Source organism: Sphingorhabdus sp. (genome assembly GCF_046292425.1).
Classification (GTDB): domain Bacteria; phylum Pseudomonadota; class Alphaproteobacteria; order Sphingomonadales; family Sphingomonadaceae; genus Sphingorhabdus_B.
On record NZ_JBKBQV010000021.1, the window covers coordinates 1 to 16,165 of the forward strand.

Consider the following 16,165-nt stretch of genomic DNA (forward strand, 5'->3'; position numbering starts at 1 on the left):
CGCCTGCGCGCACGGAGCCGCAACTAAGGCAGATGCTTGATCAGTTGCTTGAGAAACTGCCGGTCGTGGCCGGCGGTGACGAGGCTGACCCTGCAGCGCAGCTTGCACCCCTATTAGAGGAGGCGGAGGCGCTTTTAATGCAGCAGGATGCCGAGCAAGCTTATGGCCTGTTTGCCGAAGTGCTTTCGGTGCTGCCGGAACATGCTGCGGCTTTGTCGGGATTGATTCGCGCGCTGACTGCGCTCGGTCGCCAAAGCGAAGCACAGGCCATTTACGACAGTCTAAGTGATGAACTGCGCACAGACCCTGCGTTGGAAAAGGCTGGTTCGTTGTTGAGCATTGTTGCAGCTGCTGTTCCTCCTGAGAAACTGGCTGGATTGAAGGCTGCAGTCGCTGCTGCACCCAACGACCATGACAAACGGCTTGAGCTTGCGAACGCACTTATGGCGGCAGGGGATCGCGATGGCGCGGCCGATGCCCTGCTGCACATCATCTCCGCCGATCGCGACTGGAATGACGCTGCGGCCAAAACGCGGCTGTTGGAGATCTTTGCGCTTATTGGCCTGGAAGACCCATGGGTCGCGGCAACCCGCCGAAAATTGTCTGCGATCCTTTTCGGATGACCACGCGCCGCATCTCTATTTTTCCGCTGACGGGAGCAATAATTTTCCCGGGCATGCAATTGCCACTGCATATTTTTGAGCCGCGCTACCGCGACCTCGTCAGCGATTCGCTGGCGCGGGATCGCAAGATCGGCATGATTCAGCCCAAGGGCCAAGGTAATCAGCCCCCTTTGTTTAATGTCGGATGTCTTGCGCGGATTCAGGATGTCGAGGCACTTGATGACGGCAGGTACAATATCATTCTGGAAGGCGTGCAACGCTTTTCGGTGGTAAAGGAACTCGATGTCACAACAAGCTTTCGGCAAGTTGAGGCCGAATTGTGGGAAGAAGATGAAATCGGCGAATCCTTGTCGCTGGGCGAACGTGCGTCGATCGAAATAGAGTCCCGCCGCTTCGCTGAATCACAAGGCTATAATGTAGACTGGACGGCGGTATCCCAACTGGACGATTATTCGCTGGTCAATGCCATTGCCCAAATTGCGCCTTTCGACTTCGCAGCCAAGCAGGCCTTGCTTGAGGCGCGCGGCCTGTCCGACCGCGCGGATACTATCGTACAGCTAATGCAGTTTTTCGGACGTCACGATGGTTCCGACGACCGCGTTACGCTGCAATAACTATCCCAGAAAGCTCGCCCGCAGGCCGTCGATTACGAATTGTGCGGCCAGCGCAGCGAGAAGTACACCAAGAAGCCGCGTAATGACGGCTTCTGCATTTGCGCCAAGCACGCGCATAATGGGGCCTGCCGCGAGCAACGCCAGCAAGGTGAGTACAAGCACCGAACCCAACGCAGCCAATATGACGCCCGCGCTGTCAATGCCGCTATTCTGGGACATTAACAACATGACGGATGCAATGGAGCCGGGCCCTGCGATCATTGGCATAGCCATGGGAAAGACCGAGACGTCTTCGATTTCAGGTGTGTCGATGATTTTTTGCGCCCGTTCTTCACGGCGTTCGGTACGTTTTTCAAAGACCATGTCGATGGCGATGAGAAATAACATGATGCCCCCTGCGATCCGGAAGCTGTTCAATTCGATGTGCAGCGCGGCCAGCAACTGTTCGCCAAACAATGCAAAGACCAGCAAAATGCCGGACGCAACCATGACAGCGCGCAATGCCATATTGCGCCGCTGGGCTGCATTGGCACCCTTGGTCAGGCTGGCATAGATCGGCGCGCAGCCCGGCGGATCAATCACCACAAAAAAGGTGATGAAGGCTGAAAGAAACAGGTCAAGCATCATTGGGCGGCGACTTGGTCAAATATGACGGTTTCAGATTGTTGGCCGTTCCATAATTTGACTTCAACTGTCCGGCCGCCATTTGGTTGAACCACATAGGTGTAACTCAATGACTGGTCGCGGGCATAGCCGGTCTTCATTGTTGCGCCCTCCGGCGGAGCAGCAAGCGTTGCAGGCGCCGCGCCTTTACAGCTTGCGACCCTGGTCTCGATCATCTCTTTGGGTGCACGTGGCGCGGTCAGGGCATCGCCATGGTCCAGCACCCATTTCCACTCGCCTTCACCGCGCGCATTTCTCTCGACAAACTGCCAGATGGTAGTGAAGTAGCCAACGGTTCCGTCCGGCTTTTGCCACACCCCGGTTGTCGCGCCCGTTTTGCCATCACAGGACATGAACGCCTTGTGCGGCTGCCATTTTACAGACTGTGCCGGGTCCGCCCTGCCTTTTAGCCATTCGGGCGCGACCGTCGGTTGCGGCACGAACATCACTGCGTTCTTCGCTGCGGTTTCACGAAATGCCGTCCACTGCCCCTTTTGCTGCGCCAGCTGATTAAAGCCGATTTCAGCCGCGATTATGGCGCTTGGGTTTGCTGTTTTCTCCTGAAAATTACGGAATGCCGGGTCAGGCGCAGCCGCGCAGCCGCCAAGCGCTGCGGAGAAGGCAAAGGCCAATACTGCTTTCATGACGTCAAATTCCTTCCGGCACCGCGATTCCTGCCCTTTGATGCGCAGCAACCAAAGTGTTGCGCAGGAGGCAGGCGATGGTCATTGGCCCAACACCACCGGGCACGGGGGTGATTGCACCAGCATGGCTCAGCGCGTCGTCAAAGGCAACGTCGCCAACGAGACGACCTTTGCTTTCACCTTCTGCAGGCTCCAGACGGTTGATGCCGACATCAATGACCACTGCGCCGGATTTCAGCCAGTCGCCAGTCACCATTTCCGCGCGGCCGACAGCAGCGACAACGATGTCGGCACGGCGGACGATATCGGGCAGGTCTTGGGTCCGGCTGTGTGCGATGGTCACTGTACAATTTTCTGCGAGCAACAACTGCGCCATCGGCTTTCCGACAATATTCGAACGCCCGATGACTACGGCATTCTTGCCTGACAAGTCTCCCAGATGGTCCTTTAACAGCATCAGGCAACCAAGTGGTGTGCAAGGCACAAAGGCTTCTTCACCCACTGCAAGACGCCCTGCGTTCACGACGTGGAAGCCATCAACATCCTTGGCCGGATCAATTGCGGCGATGACGGCCTTGTCGTCAATATGCGGTGGCAGCGGTAACTGAACCAATATGCCATCGACCGCCGCATCGGCGTTCAAGCTTTGCACAAGCGCGATGAGATCGTCCTGCGTAACTGTCGCAGCCAGTCGATGTTCAAAGCTGTTCATGCCAGCTTCAACGGTCGCCTTTTTCTTTGACCCTACATAGACCTGGCTGGCTGGGTCTTCCCCTACCAGCACGACAGCCAGCCCCGGCTTTCGGTTCGTTATTGCGACGAAAGAGGCGACCGCGGTTGCAATGCGTTGGCGCAACTGGGCTGCAAACGCCTTGCCATCAATTATCTTGGTTCTGTTCACATGCCAGCCGTAGAAATATCATTGGCAACGCCCATCAATAGCATCTGCAATATGCGCAGGCCAATCAGCAGCACCATCGGTGAAAAATCAATCATGCCAGTGTCGGGCATGATTTTGCGGATCGGCTTCAGGAACGGGTCAAGGATGACATTGAGCGCCTGCCAGATAGAGGCGACAATGTTGTTCGACAGGCTGACGACGTTAAATGAAATCAGCAAGCTCAGGATGAACTGGATGATGACGACAGTCGACAGGATCGTCATCAGATAGCCGATTATGGAAATAAGCGCGAGAAGCATGGAATTCTCCGGAAAGGTTTGCCCAAGCGATTAGCCGAGGCAGCGCGCTGTATCAACTACCTAAAACAGTAAAGCGTAGAGTTTACTTGTGAACGAGCGTCCCTGCACCTTTTACCGTGAACATTTCGATGAGCATCGCATGACTGGTGCGGCCGTCCAAGATCACCGCCGCGTCGACGCCTGATTCAACCGCGTCGACACAGGTCTGGATTTTGGGGATCATGCCACCGCTGATCGTGCCGTCGCTTTGCAATTTGGCAATCGCTGCCGGGTCAAGGTCTGTGAGCAGTTCGCCAGATTTGTCGAGCACGCCCGCAACATCTGTCAAAAGAAACAGACGGGACGCGCCCAGAGCGCTTGCGATTGCGCCAGCCATGGTATCGGCGTTGATGTTATAGGTATGACCGTCTGCGCCGACACCAATGGGGGCAATGACAGGAATCATGCCTGCCGCGCTAATGGTGTCGATAATGCTTCGGTCTACTGTGGTGGGTTCACCCACAAAACCAAGGTCGATATTCCGCTCGATATGGCTGTCAGGGTCCTTATGCGTCCGCCGGATCTTTGTTGCAGTGACAAAGCCGCCATCCTTGCCCGATATGCCGATCGCCTTGCCGCCTGCGGCATTAATCCAGCCGACCAGCTCTTTGTTGATCGCGCCGGACAGCACCATTTCGGCAATCTTTGCAGTCTCGGCGTCGGTGACTCGAAGACCATCAACGAATTCGCTCTCAACGCCCAGTTTTTTGAGCATCGCGCCGATTTGCGGACCACCGCCATGGACAACCACCGGGTTGATGCCCACGGCCTTCAACAAAACAACATCGTCAGCAAAATCGCGCGCCAGATTAGCGTCGCCCATGGCATGACCACCATATTTGACGACGAATGTCTTGCCAGCATAACGCTGCAAGTAAGGCAACGCCTCGGTTAGGGTTTCGGCCTTTGCGAGATTGGCGGGATCGATGGTCATGTGGGCTGTCTCAGGCCTTAGGGTCCGTACCGTCAAGTTTATGACCGTAACGGACAAAGAAAGTGATCAGCAGCGGCACCATGATCATGCTCAGCACAACCTTGGCCAGCATCTGTCCCAACAGCAAATCAGTGATCGGGAACACACCGTAAAAGGCGATGCTCACAAATAGCAACGTATCGATAATCTGCGAAAGCACCGCTGCGATTGCGCCACGCAACGCGACAAATTTGCCAACCGAGCCCTTCAGGCGATCGAACAGATAGACATTCAGCATCTGCGAAACGCCATATGCAACGATTCCTGCAACCCAAATACGCGGCGTCTGGCCCATCATCGTATTAAAGGCGTCGAGATATTTGGCATCCATCTTGGGCGATGGCGGAAGCGAAAGCACAAGCAACGCCAATAATATCGACGCAATCAATGGAATAAAGCCATATTTGACCAGCCGGTCGGCAATTGCCTTGCCATGCAGGGCGGCGACGGAGCTTGAAAGAATGACAAGCAACAGAAACGGGAAAATGCCTGCTTCGACAGCCAGCGGCCCCAAGGAAACCTGCTTATTGCCAAGTACGCCGGCGATGCACACCATTCCGCCGTAAATGATTGAAAACATGAAAAGCGACTTCGGGATGCCCCCGCCTGCCGCGTGTGATGTGGTCTGATCAGTCATGCAATTCTGACTAGCGTCTAATTTTATTGGCGCAAGGCCAACGATGGCGCTAGGTGTCGCCACAATATTCTGGGGTCGGGATTTTATGCAGATTTTATTGAGCATCGCGGGCATGGTTGTTATTCTGGCGATCGCGGTATTGCTGTCGTCAAACCGCCGCGCGATCAAATTCCGCGTAGTCGGTGCTGCCTTTGCATTGCAGGCAAGTCTCGCGGCTCTCGTATTGTATACGTCTTGGGGCAAGGTTGCACTGAACGCCGCCTCGACTGGCGTATCCAATTTGCTCGGCTATTCTGCCAAGGGCACCGAGTTCATCTTCGGCCCGCTCGCCTCGCCTGAAATCGGCGGCAACAGCTTTGCTATCGCGGCTTTGCCCGTCATCATCTTTTTCGCGTCCTTGATTTCCATCCTCTATTATCTGGGAATCATGCAATATGTGATCCGCTGGATTGGCGGCGGTTTGCAAAAAATCACCGGCATTTCAAAAGTTGAAAGCCTATGTGCAGCGGCCAATATTTTTGTGGGCCAATCGGAATCGCCCCTGGTCATTCGGCCATATCTCGCTGGCCTGAAGCCGGAACAGTTATTCTGCGTCATGACCGTCGGCATGGCAGGTGTGGCAGGAACAATTCTTGCCGCTTATGCGTCCATGGGCATTCGCATTGATTATCTGCTCGCGGCGGCATTCATGTCGGCCCCGGGCGGGATATTGATGGCCAAGATCATGATGCCCGATGTGCCGCCAGTCGTTGTAGCAGAGGGCGACCCTGCTTTGGCCAATCCGCATCCCGATGACGAGCCAGTCATGGCGCATGACGATGGCGAGGAAAAGCCTGCCAATATCATCATGGCCGCAGCGCAAGGTGCGCAAACGGGCGTAAAGCTGGCGGTAGCCGTTGGCGCAATGGTGCTCGCCTTTGTCGCACTGGTTGCATTGGCCAATGGCATTTTGGGTGGCATCGGTGGCTGGTTTGGCCTGCCGGGTCTAAGCTTTCAGCAGATCGTCGGCTATGTCTTTGCCCCCATCATGTTCTTGCTTGGCGTGCCGTGGAACGAAGCCATTCAGGCTGGCGGCCTGTTTGGCACGAAAATCGTCCTCAACGAATTTGTCGCCTTCATTGATTTAGGGGCGCTGAACACACTATCGGCACCAACGGTCGGCATCGTCACCTTTGCCTTATGCGGCTTTGCCAATTTCAGCTCGATTGCCATTCAAATGGCGGTTACCGGTGGTCTTGCACCAAACCAGCGCCCCATGATTGCGAAGCTGGGTTTGAAGGCACTTGCGGCCGGGTCGCTTTCCAACCTGATGAGCGCTGCTTTGGCCGGTCTGTTCCTTTCGCTGACCTGATTAGGCCGTGAGACCTAGCTTTCGCCAGCGGTACGCTTTAGTTCATACAACAGGTCGAGCGCGGCGCGCGGGCTGAGCGCGTCAATGTCGAGGCCAGACAGCTTGTCACGCAAGGCGTCGACCTTGGCCTCGGCCGCGTCCATGGCAGCGCTGAACAAGGGCAAGTCGCCAAGGCCCGCTGCAAGCCCGCCAGTTTCCGCCCGACCCTTTTCGAGCTTCGCCAGCACCGAACTGGCGCGCGCCACAACCTGCGGCGGAAGGCCTGCAACCTTCGCCACCGCGATACCGTAGCTTCGGTCGGCTGGACCGTCGGCCAGTTCATGCAGGAGGACAAGATCCCCTTTATACTCTTTTGCCCGAACATGGTGCAGCGACAGTGCATCAAGGCTTTCCGAAAGCCGCGTGAGTTCATGATAATGCGTTGCGAACAGGCAGCGACAGCGGTTGGTTTCGTGGATGCCTTCGACCACCGCCCAGGCGATGGCCAGGCCGTCATAAGTTGACGTGCCCCGGCCTACTTCATCCAAAATGACAAAGCTCTGCTCAGTTGCCTGTGCAAGAATGGCGGCGGTTTCGACCATTTCAACCATGAAAGTTGACCGGCCCCGCGCAAGATTGTCGGATGCCCCCACACGGCTGAAAAGGCGGTCCACCAAGCCGAGCTTTGCCGATGTCGCCGGGACATAGCTGCCCGCCTGCGCCAGAAGCACAATCAATGCATTCTGCCGCAGAAATGTCGATTTCCCTCCCATATTCGGGCCGCTAACCAGCCATAACCGCTTTTCAGGTGACAGCTTGCAGTCGTTGGCGATGAACCTGTCGCCTGACTTTGCCAGCGCGCTCTCGACAACCGGATGACGCCCGCCCTCAATCTCAAGGCAGGGGTGGGCAACAAAGCTTGGCCGGCTCCAATTGCTCTCGGCTGCGCGTTCGGCAAGCGCCGCCGAAACATCAATACGCGCCAGAGCTTCGGCACTTGCGGCAATGGCGTCACGCCGGGACAGCACAAGTGCGATCAGCTCTTCAAGATGCGCAGCCTCTGCCGCAAGGGCATGGCCACCAGCTTGCGTTATACGGACCGCCTCCTCATGCAGTTCCGGCGAATTGAATCGCACCGCGCCGGCCATTGTCTGGCGGTGGGTAAATCCCGTTCCCGGTGCCATCAGCGCGTCACCGTGTTTCGCTGGCACCTCCACAAAATAACCGAGGACGGCATTATGCCGGATCTTGAGCGCGGCAATGCCTGTGGCATCACGATAGCGCGCTTCCATTTGTGCGATGGCCTGACGCCCGTCACGGCCAGCGGAACGCAAGACATCAAGTGCGGCATCATAGCCTTCGGCAATATATCCGCCTTGCGCGGTGTCTGTCGGTGGCGATTCCACCAAAGCGCGAGCCAGATGGTCAACCATATGGCCGTGGCCATCCAAGGCTGGCAGAAGCATATCCAGCAGTTCGGGCCTGCTCTCCATCACACCCAGACGTTCACGTAAAACCCGTGCGGCATCAAGCCCGTCGCGTATTTGGCCCAAGTCCCTCGGGCTACCCCGTCCTGCAACTACACGTCCAAGCGCGCGCGCAATCTCGGGCAATTGTCGCAAGGCCGTGCGAACCGCATCTCGAGTCAGCGGTGCGTCATGAAACCATTGGACCAGCGAGAGCCGCGCATCGATCTTCGCCTTGTCCATCAACGGCGCGGCCAGATCGGATGCCAGTTGCCGGGCGCCTGCACCGGTGATCGTGCGATCAACCTCGGCCAATAATGAACCCGTGCGGCCGCCCTTGCTTGCGCTGTTTATCTCGAGGCTGTCGCGCGTCGCTTGATCGATCAAGAGATGTTCGTGCACTTCGCGACGGACAGGCAATTTGAGGAACGGCATTTTTCCTTGCCCGGCATGCGCGAGATACGCAATCAGACCGCCAGCTGCAGCCTGTTCGGCCCGAGTCACTGCGCCGACAGCATCAAGCGTTGCCAACGCAAAATGCCGCCTCAGCAAATCGCCGCCGACGATGCTGTCAAAATCAGCGCGTGGCCGGATTATCGCATCCGCAGGCGGCTGCGCAAAGCCATCTGGGACGACCAGTTCGCTCGCAGCAAGGCGCGCCAGCTCGGCCTCAAGTGATCCGGCCGTCACAGTAACGAGTTCGAAATATCCTGTTGAAATATCTGCTGCGGCTACGCCGAAAAATACACCCACCGGCGCAACTGCAACGAGCATGTTCGACGCCCAGCTATCAAGCAGGCTGTCCTCGGTCAGGGTGCCAGCGGTCACAAAACGCACGATGTCGCGCGCAACCAAAGTCTTTCCACCGCGCGCCTTGGCCTGCTCGGGACTTTCGGTTTGCTCAGCAATCGCCACGCGGTGCCCCGCCTTGATCAACCGCGCCAGATAAGCTTCGGCGGCATGCACAGGCACACCGCACATCGGGATTGGCTTGCCATCATGTTCGCCGCGCGACGTCAAAGCGATATCAAGCGTTGCAGCGGCTGCGCGCGCATCGTCAAAGAACAGCTCAAAGAAGTCACCCATGCGGTAAAATAGCAGGCAATCGCCAGCCTTGGCCTTCAAGCCCAGATATTGCACCATCATCGGTGTCGGTGTGTTGTCCCCCGCCATAAACAATGCGTTAGCGAAGCCTGTTCGGCGGGGCAATGCTTGCCCTTACGTCAACAGCGCGTTAGGGGCGGATAATTAGATGATAACCGGTCAGGGCCAAGAATGAACGACAGCGACGTCCAATTCACAGCACAGGAAGCACTGGATTTCCATTCGCAGGGCCGCCCTGGAAAGATCGAAATCGTCGCTACCAAGCCCATGGCTACGCAGCGGGACTTGTCGCTTGCTTATTCGCCGGGCGTCGCCGTCCCGGTGCAAGCTATTTATGACAATCCGGCTGCTGCCTATGATTATACTGCCAAGGGCAATCTCGTCGCGGTTATATCGAACGGCACCGCAATTCTTGGGATGGGCAATCTTGGCGCGCTGGCGTCCAAACCCGTGATGGAAGGCAAGGCGGTACTGTTTAAACGCTTTGCTGACGTTGATTCGATCGACATCGAAGTGAACACCGAAGACGCGCAACGTTTCATTGACGCCGTCGAACTGCTTGAGCCCACCTTTGGTGGAATCAACCTGGAAGATATAGCAGCGCCCGATTGCTTCATCATTGAACAGACGTTGAAAGAGCGAATGAACATTCCGGTTTTTCACGATGATCAGCATGGGACTGCAATCATTGCCGCTGCGGGCTTGATAAACGCGTGCGCGCTGACCGGACGCTCCCTGAAAGACATCAAGGTCGTCTGCAATGGCGCAGGGGCAGCCGCCATTGCCTGTACCGAGCTGATCAAGGGCATGGGCGTGCCGCACGACAATGTCATCATGTGCGACCGTACGGGCGTGATTTATCAGGGCCGGACCGAGGGCATGGACCAATGGAAATCTGCCCATGCCGCAAAGACCACGGCCCGCACCCTTGCCGAAGCTATTGTGGGCGCAGATGTATTTCTGGGCCTTTCAGCAGCCAATGCGTTGAGCTCCGACATGGTAAAAACGATGGCGAATGAGCCGATAATCTTTGCGATGGCCAACCCCGATCCCGAAATATCTCCGCCAGTTGCGCGCGCTGCACGGCCTGATGCGATCATCGCTACCGGCCGTTCGGATTTCCCCAATCAGGTCAACAATGTCCTTTGCTTCCCGTTCCTGTTTCGTGGCGCGCTGGATGTCCGGGCCACGACAATCAATGAACCGATGAAAATTGCAGCTTCACACGCGTTGGCGCAACTGGCACGCGAAACGGTGCCGGAAGAAGTGGCCGCAGCTTATGGCGGTCTGATGCACAAATTCGGGCGGGATTATATCATCCCGTCACCATTCGATCCGCGTCTAATGGAAATTGTTGCCTCTGCCGTTGCCAAGGCCGCACTGGATTCTGGCGTGGCCCAAAAGCCGATCGCCAATATGGACGCCTATCGCGCCAGCCTGCGTGCACGGCAAAACCCTACCACTTCGGCGCTGACTCAGGTCTATGAAGCCGCGCGCGCGAAGCCCAAACGCGTTATTTTTGCCGAGGCTGAGGAAGATGTCGTGCTGCGCGCCGCCGTCCAGTTCAAGCAGGACGGTTATGGCATACCCGTATTGATCGGCCGCGATGCGCGCGTGACCGAAAAGCTCATCGGGCTCGGTGCCAATCCGGACGAATATGAAATCCATAACAGCGTTCAAAGCCCGCTGGTCGATAGAATGGTCGACCGGTTGTACAACCGCTTGCAACGGCGTGGCTATTTGCGCCGTGACATTCAACGCATGGTCAATCGCGATCGAAACATTTTTGGCGCCTTGCTGCTGCAGATGGATCAGGCCGATGCCATGATCACGGGCGTCACGCGTACCTTTGGCCAGACCTTGCGAGAACTCCGACGCGTGCTTGACCCGAAAAAGGATGCGGTGCCCTTTGGTATTCACGTCATGGTCGGCAAAACGCACACGGTGTTTATTGCCGATACCACAGTGAACGAGCGCCCGAGCGCCGAGGAACTGGCGCATATCGCCGAAAAAACCGCAGCCGTCGCCCGCCGCATGGGCCATGTGCCACGCGTCGCCTTCCTATCATTTTCAACCTTTGGTAATCCTGCTGGAACCTGGCTGAACAATATACGCGATGCAGTTGCCATTTTGGACGCGCGGCGGCCTGACTTCGAATATGAAGGCGATATGCCACCGGACGTTGCGCTGAACCCGGCACTTATGAAAAACTACCCGTTTTGCCGCCTGTCCGGTCCGGCCAATGTGCTGGTGATGCCAGGTCTGCAGTCGGCGAACTTGTCGGCCAAATTGCTTCGCGAGTTAGGCGGGGACCAGGTCATTGGCCCGATGCTGCTTGGCATTGAACGCCAGGTGCAGGTTGCCACTATGGCCTCAAGCACCAGCGACCTTGTGACGCTTGCCGTTTTGGCCGCAGCTGGGGTTACGGAGTAAGTGAATAAAGGACTGCAGGGCCGGTTGATCCCGGCCCGCAGGTTCACGTTGGCCTAGTTCGGGCTATTCGGTGTAGCGCCCTGACCACCGCCAGCACCGACCGCGCCGATATTGCCGAAGATTTCTTCAAAGAAACTCGTATTGCGCCCCAGCGTAGGGGTCTTGTCGCCTACCGGGCTGATTTTGGATATCAGCTCGGTTCCCGTCTGGGTAACCGACGCAACATTGCCCGCTGGATCAAAACGCACCTTGAGCACATATTGTTTATCAGCCTTTGGCTGCGAAAACGCCAACTGCTTGGTATCACGCGAATAATAATACCAGTCATTCTGGTCAAACTGACCCACAAATGTCGGGCGGCCAAGCGATGCCTGAACCGACTCCTTGTTGTCGACACCAGCTTGAACAGAGTTCAGCAACGTCTGGTCACCAATATAGCCCTGATGCGACCGTAAACGGGTGCATCCCGTGGACAAAGTCAACGCGGCAATCAAAGTTGCAAGACCGGCAATTTGCGACGCGCGCATAGACTTCTCCGCTAATCCACTAAACTTGGGCCTTTGCCATTGCATCGTTAAGGCGCAATATCAATATACAATCCCAGATGAATGCCCGATGAGTGAGGATGTGAGTGCCGTTATGACATTATTCAAAAAACTTTTCGGCAACGGGCAAGCTGACCCCAAATTAAAACTAATCCCTTTATACAATCAGATCGTTGCGAAAGCGCGCGAGCCGCATTGGTATGTTGAAGGACAAGTGCCCGACAGCCTTGATGGCCGGTTCGACATGGTGGCCGCCATTCTGTCGCTCGTCCTGCTTCGGCTTGAAGAGAGCAAGGCACACGCGCTCGACATGGCGCGCCTGACCGAGGTGTTTGTCGACGACATGGACGGCCAGTTGCGCGAGGTGGGCATTGGCGACATGATCGTTGGAAAACATATCGGCCAGATTATGAGCGCGGTAGGTGGAAGATTGGGCGCGTTGCGGACCGCCATGGACGACCATAATGCCCTCGACGATGCCATTGTGCGCAATATCTACAGAAGCACGGCTCCGGCGCCAGAGGCGCTTTCCCACACGCGCGAGGGCCTGCTAAACGTCGAACGCGCGCTCGCCTCACAATTGCCTGATATTTTGGTCGAGGGCGATGCAAAATGGTGATGCGTAATGAGTTCAGCCATGTCATCAAGCTCTCCGAAATTGGCAGCCACAGCCGGAATATCCAGCTTGTCGCAGACGACGCTGCACGCAGGGGATTGATGGCGCGGTTCGACCTTGCGGCGCTCGATTCGCTCAAGGCTGAAATTACGCTGACGCATGATGCGGAGGGCGTAGTGGCCACTGGCCGCTTCACCGCTGAACTCGCGCAATTCTGCATCGCCTCGCACGACCCCGTGCCTGCCACGATGGATGAGGCCATCCATATCCGCTTCATTCCCGAACCCGTTGTCAGTGGGGAAGTTGAGCTTGAATTGGAAGCCGACGATTGTGACACGATGTTTCACGATGGCCAGACAATTGATCTGGGCGAGGCCGTGGCGCAGTCGCTTGGCCTTGCCCTAAACCCCTATCCGCGCAGCCCCGAGGCGGAGAAAATGCTGAAGGCCGCTGGCGTAAAAAGCGAGGAAGACGTTGTCCCTCCTGGTCCCTTGGCTGGACTCAAAGACCTATTGGCGAAAAAATGACAGAACCGCGCCATGTTTGACGTGGCGCTGCGCCGGTGGGTTGATCCTGCACTTTTCCGCGTGGCAACCCGGGTCGCTGGCACGCGCATGTCGGCAAATATGCTCACGATCATCGGGGCCGGTCTGGGTTTAAGCGCAGCATTTTTCATCACCCAGTCGAATTTTGCAGCAGCGCTTGCGCTCATCGTGCTGAACCGCGTTTTCGACGGGCTGGATGGCGCAGTCGCTCGCATCAACGGGCCATCCGAATTTGGCGGTTATCTCGATACGATCTGCGATTATATTTTCTATCTCTCGCTGCCTATCGCTTTCGCTTTGCTTGCGCCCGTGAACCAGTTGCCCGCGTTGTTGCTGGTCGCAAGCTTCACGCTGACGGGTGTAAGTTTCCTGGCATTTGCGGCCATTGCGGCGCGGCGCACGTTTGACGACGGCGCGCATGGACCCAAGGCATATTTCTACTCAACGGGATTGATGGAGGGCGGTGAGACCATTGCCTTTTTCGTGCTTTTCTGCCTGTTCCCGGCATTCTTTCCAACGCTGGCGATAATATTTGCGGCGCTGTGCCTGCTCACGGTCGGGCAACGTCTAATCCTTGCGGCGAAAAGCTTCGGCTAGCCCCGCCGCCAGCGGAACCAGCGCTCGGCCCATTTCAACAAGCCTTCCGGCTTGCGCGCCAGACCAAATTGTCCTGCGGCATATTTGTTCGCTTCCGCCCACGTAGGATATGGGTGAATGGTCTGCAGGATTTTGCGCAACCCCATATTGTGTTTCATCGCAAAGGTGACCTCAGCCAATATTTCGCCTGCATTCTGGCCAATAATCGTCGCGCCCAATATCCGGTCGCTGCCCCTTGCAGTGAGGATTTTGACAAAACCGTGCGCTTCGCTCTCGGCTATGGCACGGTCGAGGTCGTCGAGGTCGTAACGCGTCACATCAAAGGACAGGCCCTGATCTTCGGCTTCGGCTTGAGTCAAACCCACCGTTGCCAGCTCAGGCTCCGTGTAGGTGACGCGCGGCAGGACGCGGTAATCAGTACGGTATTTTTTGAACGGGCGGGCAAGCGCGTTGACGCTGGCATACCAGGCCTCGTGACTGCCGCCATGGGTAAGCTGCTGACGCCCTGCGACATCTCCAGCGCACAGTATATGAGGCATGCTGGTGCGCAAAAATGCGTCATTTTCAAGTTTGCCGTCAATGAGCAATCCCATTTCCTCGAGGCCGAAGCCCGCCACGCGCGGTTTGCGTCCCACGGCGATGATGATGTCATCATAATCGATAGCTACTTCGCCATCCGGTCCAGCCACGACCAAAGTCTTGCCTGTTCCAAACCGCAACGCGCGGTGGCCTGTGCGGATGGAGACGCCTTCTACCTGAAGACGCGCCGTGATCAGCGCGGCAGCATCGCCATCTTCCTTCAACAACAAGCGCTCAGCCATTTCGACAATTGTAACTTGCGATCCCAAGCGCTGGAACGCCTGCGCCAGCTCACATCCAATGGGTCCGCCACCCAATATGACAAGCCGACCCGGCGCAGTTGTCCGCGTGGCCATTGCGTCCCACAAAGTCTCGCTGGTCAGGTAACCGCTATCTTCCACGCCGGGCAGCGAGGGGATGAAAGGCGCCGCGCCCTTGGCGATGATGAACGATCTGGCCGTCAATCGCCGCTCGCCATCAATCTCGACGGTCCATGGGTCAACAAAGCGCGCATAGCCCTTCACACAGTCGACCCCAAGGCCAGTGAAGCGTTCGACGCTGTCATGTGGTTCGATGGCAGTAATGACGTCCCGGACACGGCGCATCACGGCGGGGAAGTCGATGACTGGCGCGCCGACATCAATGCCAAATCGCGCGGCATCCGCAATCTGGTGCGCAACCTTTGCACTTTTTATAAGTGCCTTGGAGGGCACGCATCCGGTGTTCAGGCAATCGCCACCCATCTCATGCGCTTCAATCAATGTGACCTTGGCCTTCACCATGGCGGCAATATAGGCCGAAACTAAGCCAGCCGAACCAGCGCCAATAACGATCAGATTACGGTCGAACCGTTTCGGCTTTTGCCAGCGTTCAGCCACGGCTGCGTTTGACCAAAGCGACAATGCCCTTTGCTGCCCAAGGGAAAAAGGCGAGTGCCACAAAGGAAGCAATGAGCGCTGGGGACAATAAACCGGCCGTGCTGTCAATCCGGCTGATTTGCGTACCGGCATTCACAAATACGATTGTGGCGGGCAACATACCCAATTGACTGACCCAGAAAAATGTCCGCGTTTTAATACGCGTGAGCCCCATCAACAGGTTGATGACGAAAAACGGGAACACTGGAATCAGGCGCAGCGTGAAGAGATAGAACGCACCGTCCTTTTCGACGCCGTCATTTATCGGGCGCAGACGGTCGCCAAATTTGTCCTGCACCCAGTCGCGCAGGACGTAGCGCGCGCTCAAAAAGGCCAAAGTCGCGCCCATTGTCGAAGCAAATGAGACAATGATGGTGCCGACCACCACACCAAATAACGCGCCCGCGACAAGACTCATGATCGCAGCGCCGGGAATCGAAAGCCCGGTCACGGCGACATAGAGAACGAAAAATCCGGCAATATAGAGAAAGGGGTTCGCATCCTTGGCGGCGACAATTTCCGTTTGGCTTGCCTTGAAATTTTCCAGACTCAGATATTGGCCAAGGTCAAAGACGAAATAAGCGACAATTGCGCTGATAAAAACAAGGGCCAGAACCGCTTTTTTCATTATTGCCCCTGT

Annotated in this window: 17 protein-coding genes; 7 read left to right on the forward strand and 10 right to left on the reverse strand. The window is 56.7% G+C overall.

Translation table 11 applies throughout. The features are described from left to right. A partial coding sequence (locus ACK4S7_RS06190) for a tetratricopeptide repeat protein (RefSeq protein ID WP_409645161.1) occupies positions 1-623 on the forward strand: 623 nt, incomplete at its 5' end. Then, a complete protein-coding gene (locus tag ACK4S7_RS06195) occupies positions 620-1,237 on the forward strand; it encodes an LON peptidase substrate-binding domain-containing protein (RefSeq protein WP_409645163.1) in 618 nt (205 codons plus the stop codon). The genes ACK4S7_RS06190 and ACK4S7_RS06195, both read left to right, overlap by 4 nt. On the opposite strand, the gene ACK4S7_RS06200 is transcribed toward ACK4S7_RS06195, so the two are convergent. The 6 genes from ACK4S7_RS06200 to ACK4S7_RS06225 all read right to left on the reverse strand — a co-directional run bounded on the left by ACK4S7_RS06200 (position 1,238) and on the right by ACK4S7_RS06225 (position 5,393). Next, positions 1,238-1,861 carry a MarC family protein gene (locus ACK4S7_RS06200; protein ID WP_409645218.1) on the reverse strand — a complete coding sequence of 208 codons (624 nt, stop codon included), beginning with the start codon at positions 1,859-1,861 and terminating at the stop codon, positions 1,238-1,240. It lies immediately after the preceding gene. Continuing rightward, entirely contained in the window at positions 1,861-2,544 is a 684-nt protein-coding gene (locus tag ACK4S7_RS06205; protein WP_409645165.1) for a hypothetical protein, read from the reverse strand. Before ACK4S7_RS06205 ends, ACK4S7_RS06200 begins: the two co-directional genes overlap by 1 nt. 4 nt (positions 2,545-2,548) lie before the next feature. Beyond that, positions 2,549-3,445 carry a bifunctional methylenetetrahydrofolate dehydrogenase/methenyltetrahydrofolate cyclohydrolase FolD gene (gene folD, locus ACK4S7_RS06210; protein WP_409645167.1) on the reverse strand — a complete coding sequence of 299 codons (897 nt, stop codon included), beginning with the start codon at positions 3,443-3,445 and terminating at the stop codon, positions 2,549-2,551. Next, complete coding sequence (locus tag ACK4S7_RS06215) at positions 3,442-3,744, reverse strand: YggT family protein (protein ID WP_409645168.1); 303 nt, start codon at positions 3,742-3,744, stop codon at positions 3,442-3,444. The genes folD and ACK4S7_RS06215 overlap by 4 nt, the downstream gene beginning before the upstream one ends. Positions 3,745-3,826: 82 nt before the next feature. Next, complete coding sequence (argB, locus tag ACK4S7_RS06220) at positions 3,827-4,717, reverse strand: acetylglutamate kinase (protein ID WP_409645170.1); 891 nt, start codon at positions 4,715-4,717, stop codon at positions 3,827-3,829. A gap of 10 nt (positions 4,718-4,727) precedes the next feature. After that, a complete protein-coding gene (locus ACK4S7_RS06225; protein ID WP_409645172.1) occupies positions 4,728-5,393 on the reverse strand; it encodes a queuosine precursor transporter in 666 nt (221 codons plus the stop codon). An 85-nt stretch (positions 5,394-5,478) separates the two neighbouring features. Here ACK4S7_RS06225 and ACK4S7_RS06230 point away from each other — a divergent pair, with 85 nt between their 5' ends. Then, the gene (locus tag ACK4S7_RS06230) at positions 5,479-6,744 is read left to right on the forward strand and encodes a NupC/NupG family nucleoside CNT transporter (RefSeq protein WP_409645220.1); all 1,266 of its coding nucleotides are present in this window, start codon (positions 5,479-5,481) and stop codon (positions 6,742-6,744) included. 14 nt (positions 6,745-6,758) lie between these two features. On the opposite strand, the gene mutS is transcribed toward ACK4S7_RS06230, so the two are convergent. Then, positions 6,759-9,362 (reverse strand): DNA mismatch repair protein MutS, encoded by a 2,604-nt coding sequence (mutS, locus tag ACK4S7_RS06235; RefSeq protein WP_409645174.1) that lies wholly within the window; start codon positions 9,360-9,362, stop codon positions 6,759-6,761. A gap of 102 nt (positions 9,363-9,464) precedes the next feature. On the opposite strand from mutS, the gene ACK4S7_RS06240 reads away from it, so the two are divergent. Then, the gene (locus tag ACK4S7_RS06240; protein ID WP_409645176.1) at positions 9,465-11,726 is read left to right on the forward strand and encodes an NADP-dependent malic enzyme; all 2,262 of its coding nucleotides are present in this window, start codon (positions 9,465-9,467) and stop codon (positions 11,724-11,726) included. Between the two features lie 53 nt (positions 11,727-11,779). On the opposite strand, the gene ACK4S7_RS06245 is transcribed toward ACK4S7_RS06240, so the two are convergent. Further along, entirely contained in the window at positions 11,780-12,253 is a 474-nt protein-coding gene (locus ACK4S7_RS06245) for an outer membrane protein assembly factor BamE (RefSeq protein WP_409645177.1), read from the reverse strand. 112 nt (positions 12,254-12,365) lie between these two features. Between ACK4S7_RS06245 and ACK4S7_RS06250 the strand changes: the two genes are divergently transcribed. The 3 genes from ACK4S7_RS06250 to ACK4S7_RS06260 are packed head-to-tail and all read left to right on the forward strand — an operon-like array spanning position 12,366 to position 14,029. After that, positions 12,366-12,890: a ubiquinol-cytochrome C chaperone family protein gene (locus ACK4S7_RS06250; protein ID WP_409645178.1), complete on the forward strand. Its 525-nt coding sequence runs from the start codon at positions 12,366-12,368 to the stop codon at positions 12,888-12,890. Further along, complete coding sequence (locus ACK4S7_RS06255) at positions 12,884-13,414, forward strand: YceD family protein (RefSeq protein ID WP_409645179.1); 531 nt, start codon at positions 12,884-12,886, stop codon at positions 13,412-13,414. The genes ACK4S7_RS06250 and ACK4S7_RS06255 overlap by 7 nt, the downstream gene beginning before the upstream one ends. Before the next feature lie 12 nt (positions 13,415-13,426). After that, positions 13,427-14,029 (forward strand): CDP-alcohol phosphatidyltransferase family protein, encoded by a 603-nt coding sequence (locus tag ACK4S7_RS06260; protein WP_409645180.1) that lies wholly within the window; start codon positions 13,427-13,429, stop codon positions 14,027-14,029. On the opposite strand, the gene ACK4S7_RS06265 is transcribed toward ACK4S7_RS06260, so the two are convergent. After that, the gene (locus ACK4S7_RS06265) at positions 14,026-15,510 is read right to left on the reverse strand and encodes a dihydrolipoyl dehydrogenase family protein (protein WP_409645181.1); all 1,485 of its coding nucleotides are present in this window, start codon (positions 15,508-15,510) and stop codon (positions 14,026-14,028) included. The two genes, ACK4S7_RS06260 and ACK4S7_RS06265, sit on opposite strands and share 4 nt — an antisense overlap. Next, complete coding sequence (locus ACK4S7_RS06270) at positions 15,479-16,153, reverse strand: TVP38/TMEM64 family protein (RefSeq protein WP_409645182.1); 675 nt, start codon at positions 16,151-16,153, stop codon at positions 15,479-15,481. Before ACK4S7_RS06270 ends, ACK4S7_RS06265 begins: the two co-directional genes overlap by 32 nt. Positions 16,154-16,165: the final 12 nt, after the last annotated feature.

What these genes read in the sequence shown, in the direction of transcription:
- mutS (WP_409645174.1), bottom strand. Translation starts at nt 9,362, where the DNA reads ATGGCGGGGGACAACACACCGACACCGATGATGGTGCAATATCTGGGC.
- argB (WP_409645170.1), bottom strand. Translation starts at nt 4,717, where the DNA reads ATGACCATCGATCCCGCCAATCTCGCAAAGGCCGAAACCCTAACCGAG.
- ACK4S7_RS06225 (WP_409645172.1), bottom strand. Translation starts at nt 5,393, where the DNA reads ATGACTGATCAGACCACATCACACGCGGCAGGCGGGGGCATCCCGAAG.
- ACK4S7_RS06240 (WP_409645176.1), top strand. Translation starts at nt 9,465, where the DNA reads ATGAACGACAGCGACGTCCAATTCACAGCACAGGAAGCACTGGATTTC.
- ACK4S7_RS06255 (WP_409645179.1), top strand. Translation starts at nt 12,884, where the DNA reads ATGGTGATGCGTAATGAGTTCAGCCATGTCATCAAGCTCTCCGAAATT.
- ACK4S7_RS06250 (WP_409645178.1), top strand. Translation starts at nt 12,366, where the DNA reads ATGACATTATTCAAAAAACTTTTCGGCAACGGGCAAGCTGACCCCAAA.
- ACK4S7_RS06195 (WP_409645163.1), top strand. Translation starts at nt 620, where the DNA reads ATGACCACGCGCCGCATCTCTATTTTTCCGCTGACGGGAGCAATAATT.
- ACK4S7_RS06270 (WP_409645182.1), bottom strand. Translation starts at nt 16,153, where the DNA reads ATGAAAAAAGCGGTTCTGGCCCTTGTTTTTATCAGCGCAATTGTCGCT.
- ACK4S7_RS06245 (WP_409645177.1), bottom strand. Translation starts at nt 12,253, where the DNA reads ATGCGCGCGTCGCAAATTGCCGGTCTTGCAACTTTGATTGCCGCGTTG.
- ACK4S7_RS06215 (WP_409645168.1), bottom strand. Translation starts at nt 3,744, where the DNA reads ATGCTTCTCGCGCTTATTTCCATAATCGGCTATCTGATGACGATCCTG.
- ACK4S7_RS06205 (WP_409645165.1), bottom strand. Translation starts at nt 2,544, where the DNA reads ATGAAAGCAGTATTGGCCTTTGCCTTCTCCGCAGCGCTTGGCGGCTGC.
- ACK4S7_RS06260 (WP_409645180.1), top strand. Translation starts at nt 13,427, where the DNA reads ATGTTTGACGTGGCGCTGCGCCGGTGGGTTGATCCTGCACTTTTCCGC.
- ACK4S7_RS06230 (WP_409645220.1), top strand. Translation starts at nt 5,479, where the DNA reads ATGCAGATTTTATTGAGCATCGCGGGCATGGTTGTTATTCTGGCGATC.
- ACK4S7_RS06200 (WP_409645218.1), bottom strand. Translation starts at nt 1,861, where the DNA reads ATGCTTGACCTGTTTCTTTCAGCCTTCATCACCTTTTTTGTGGTGATT.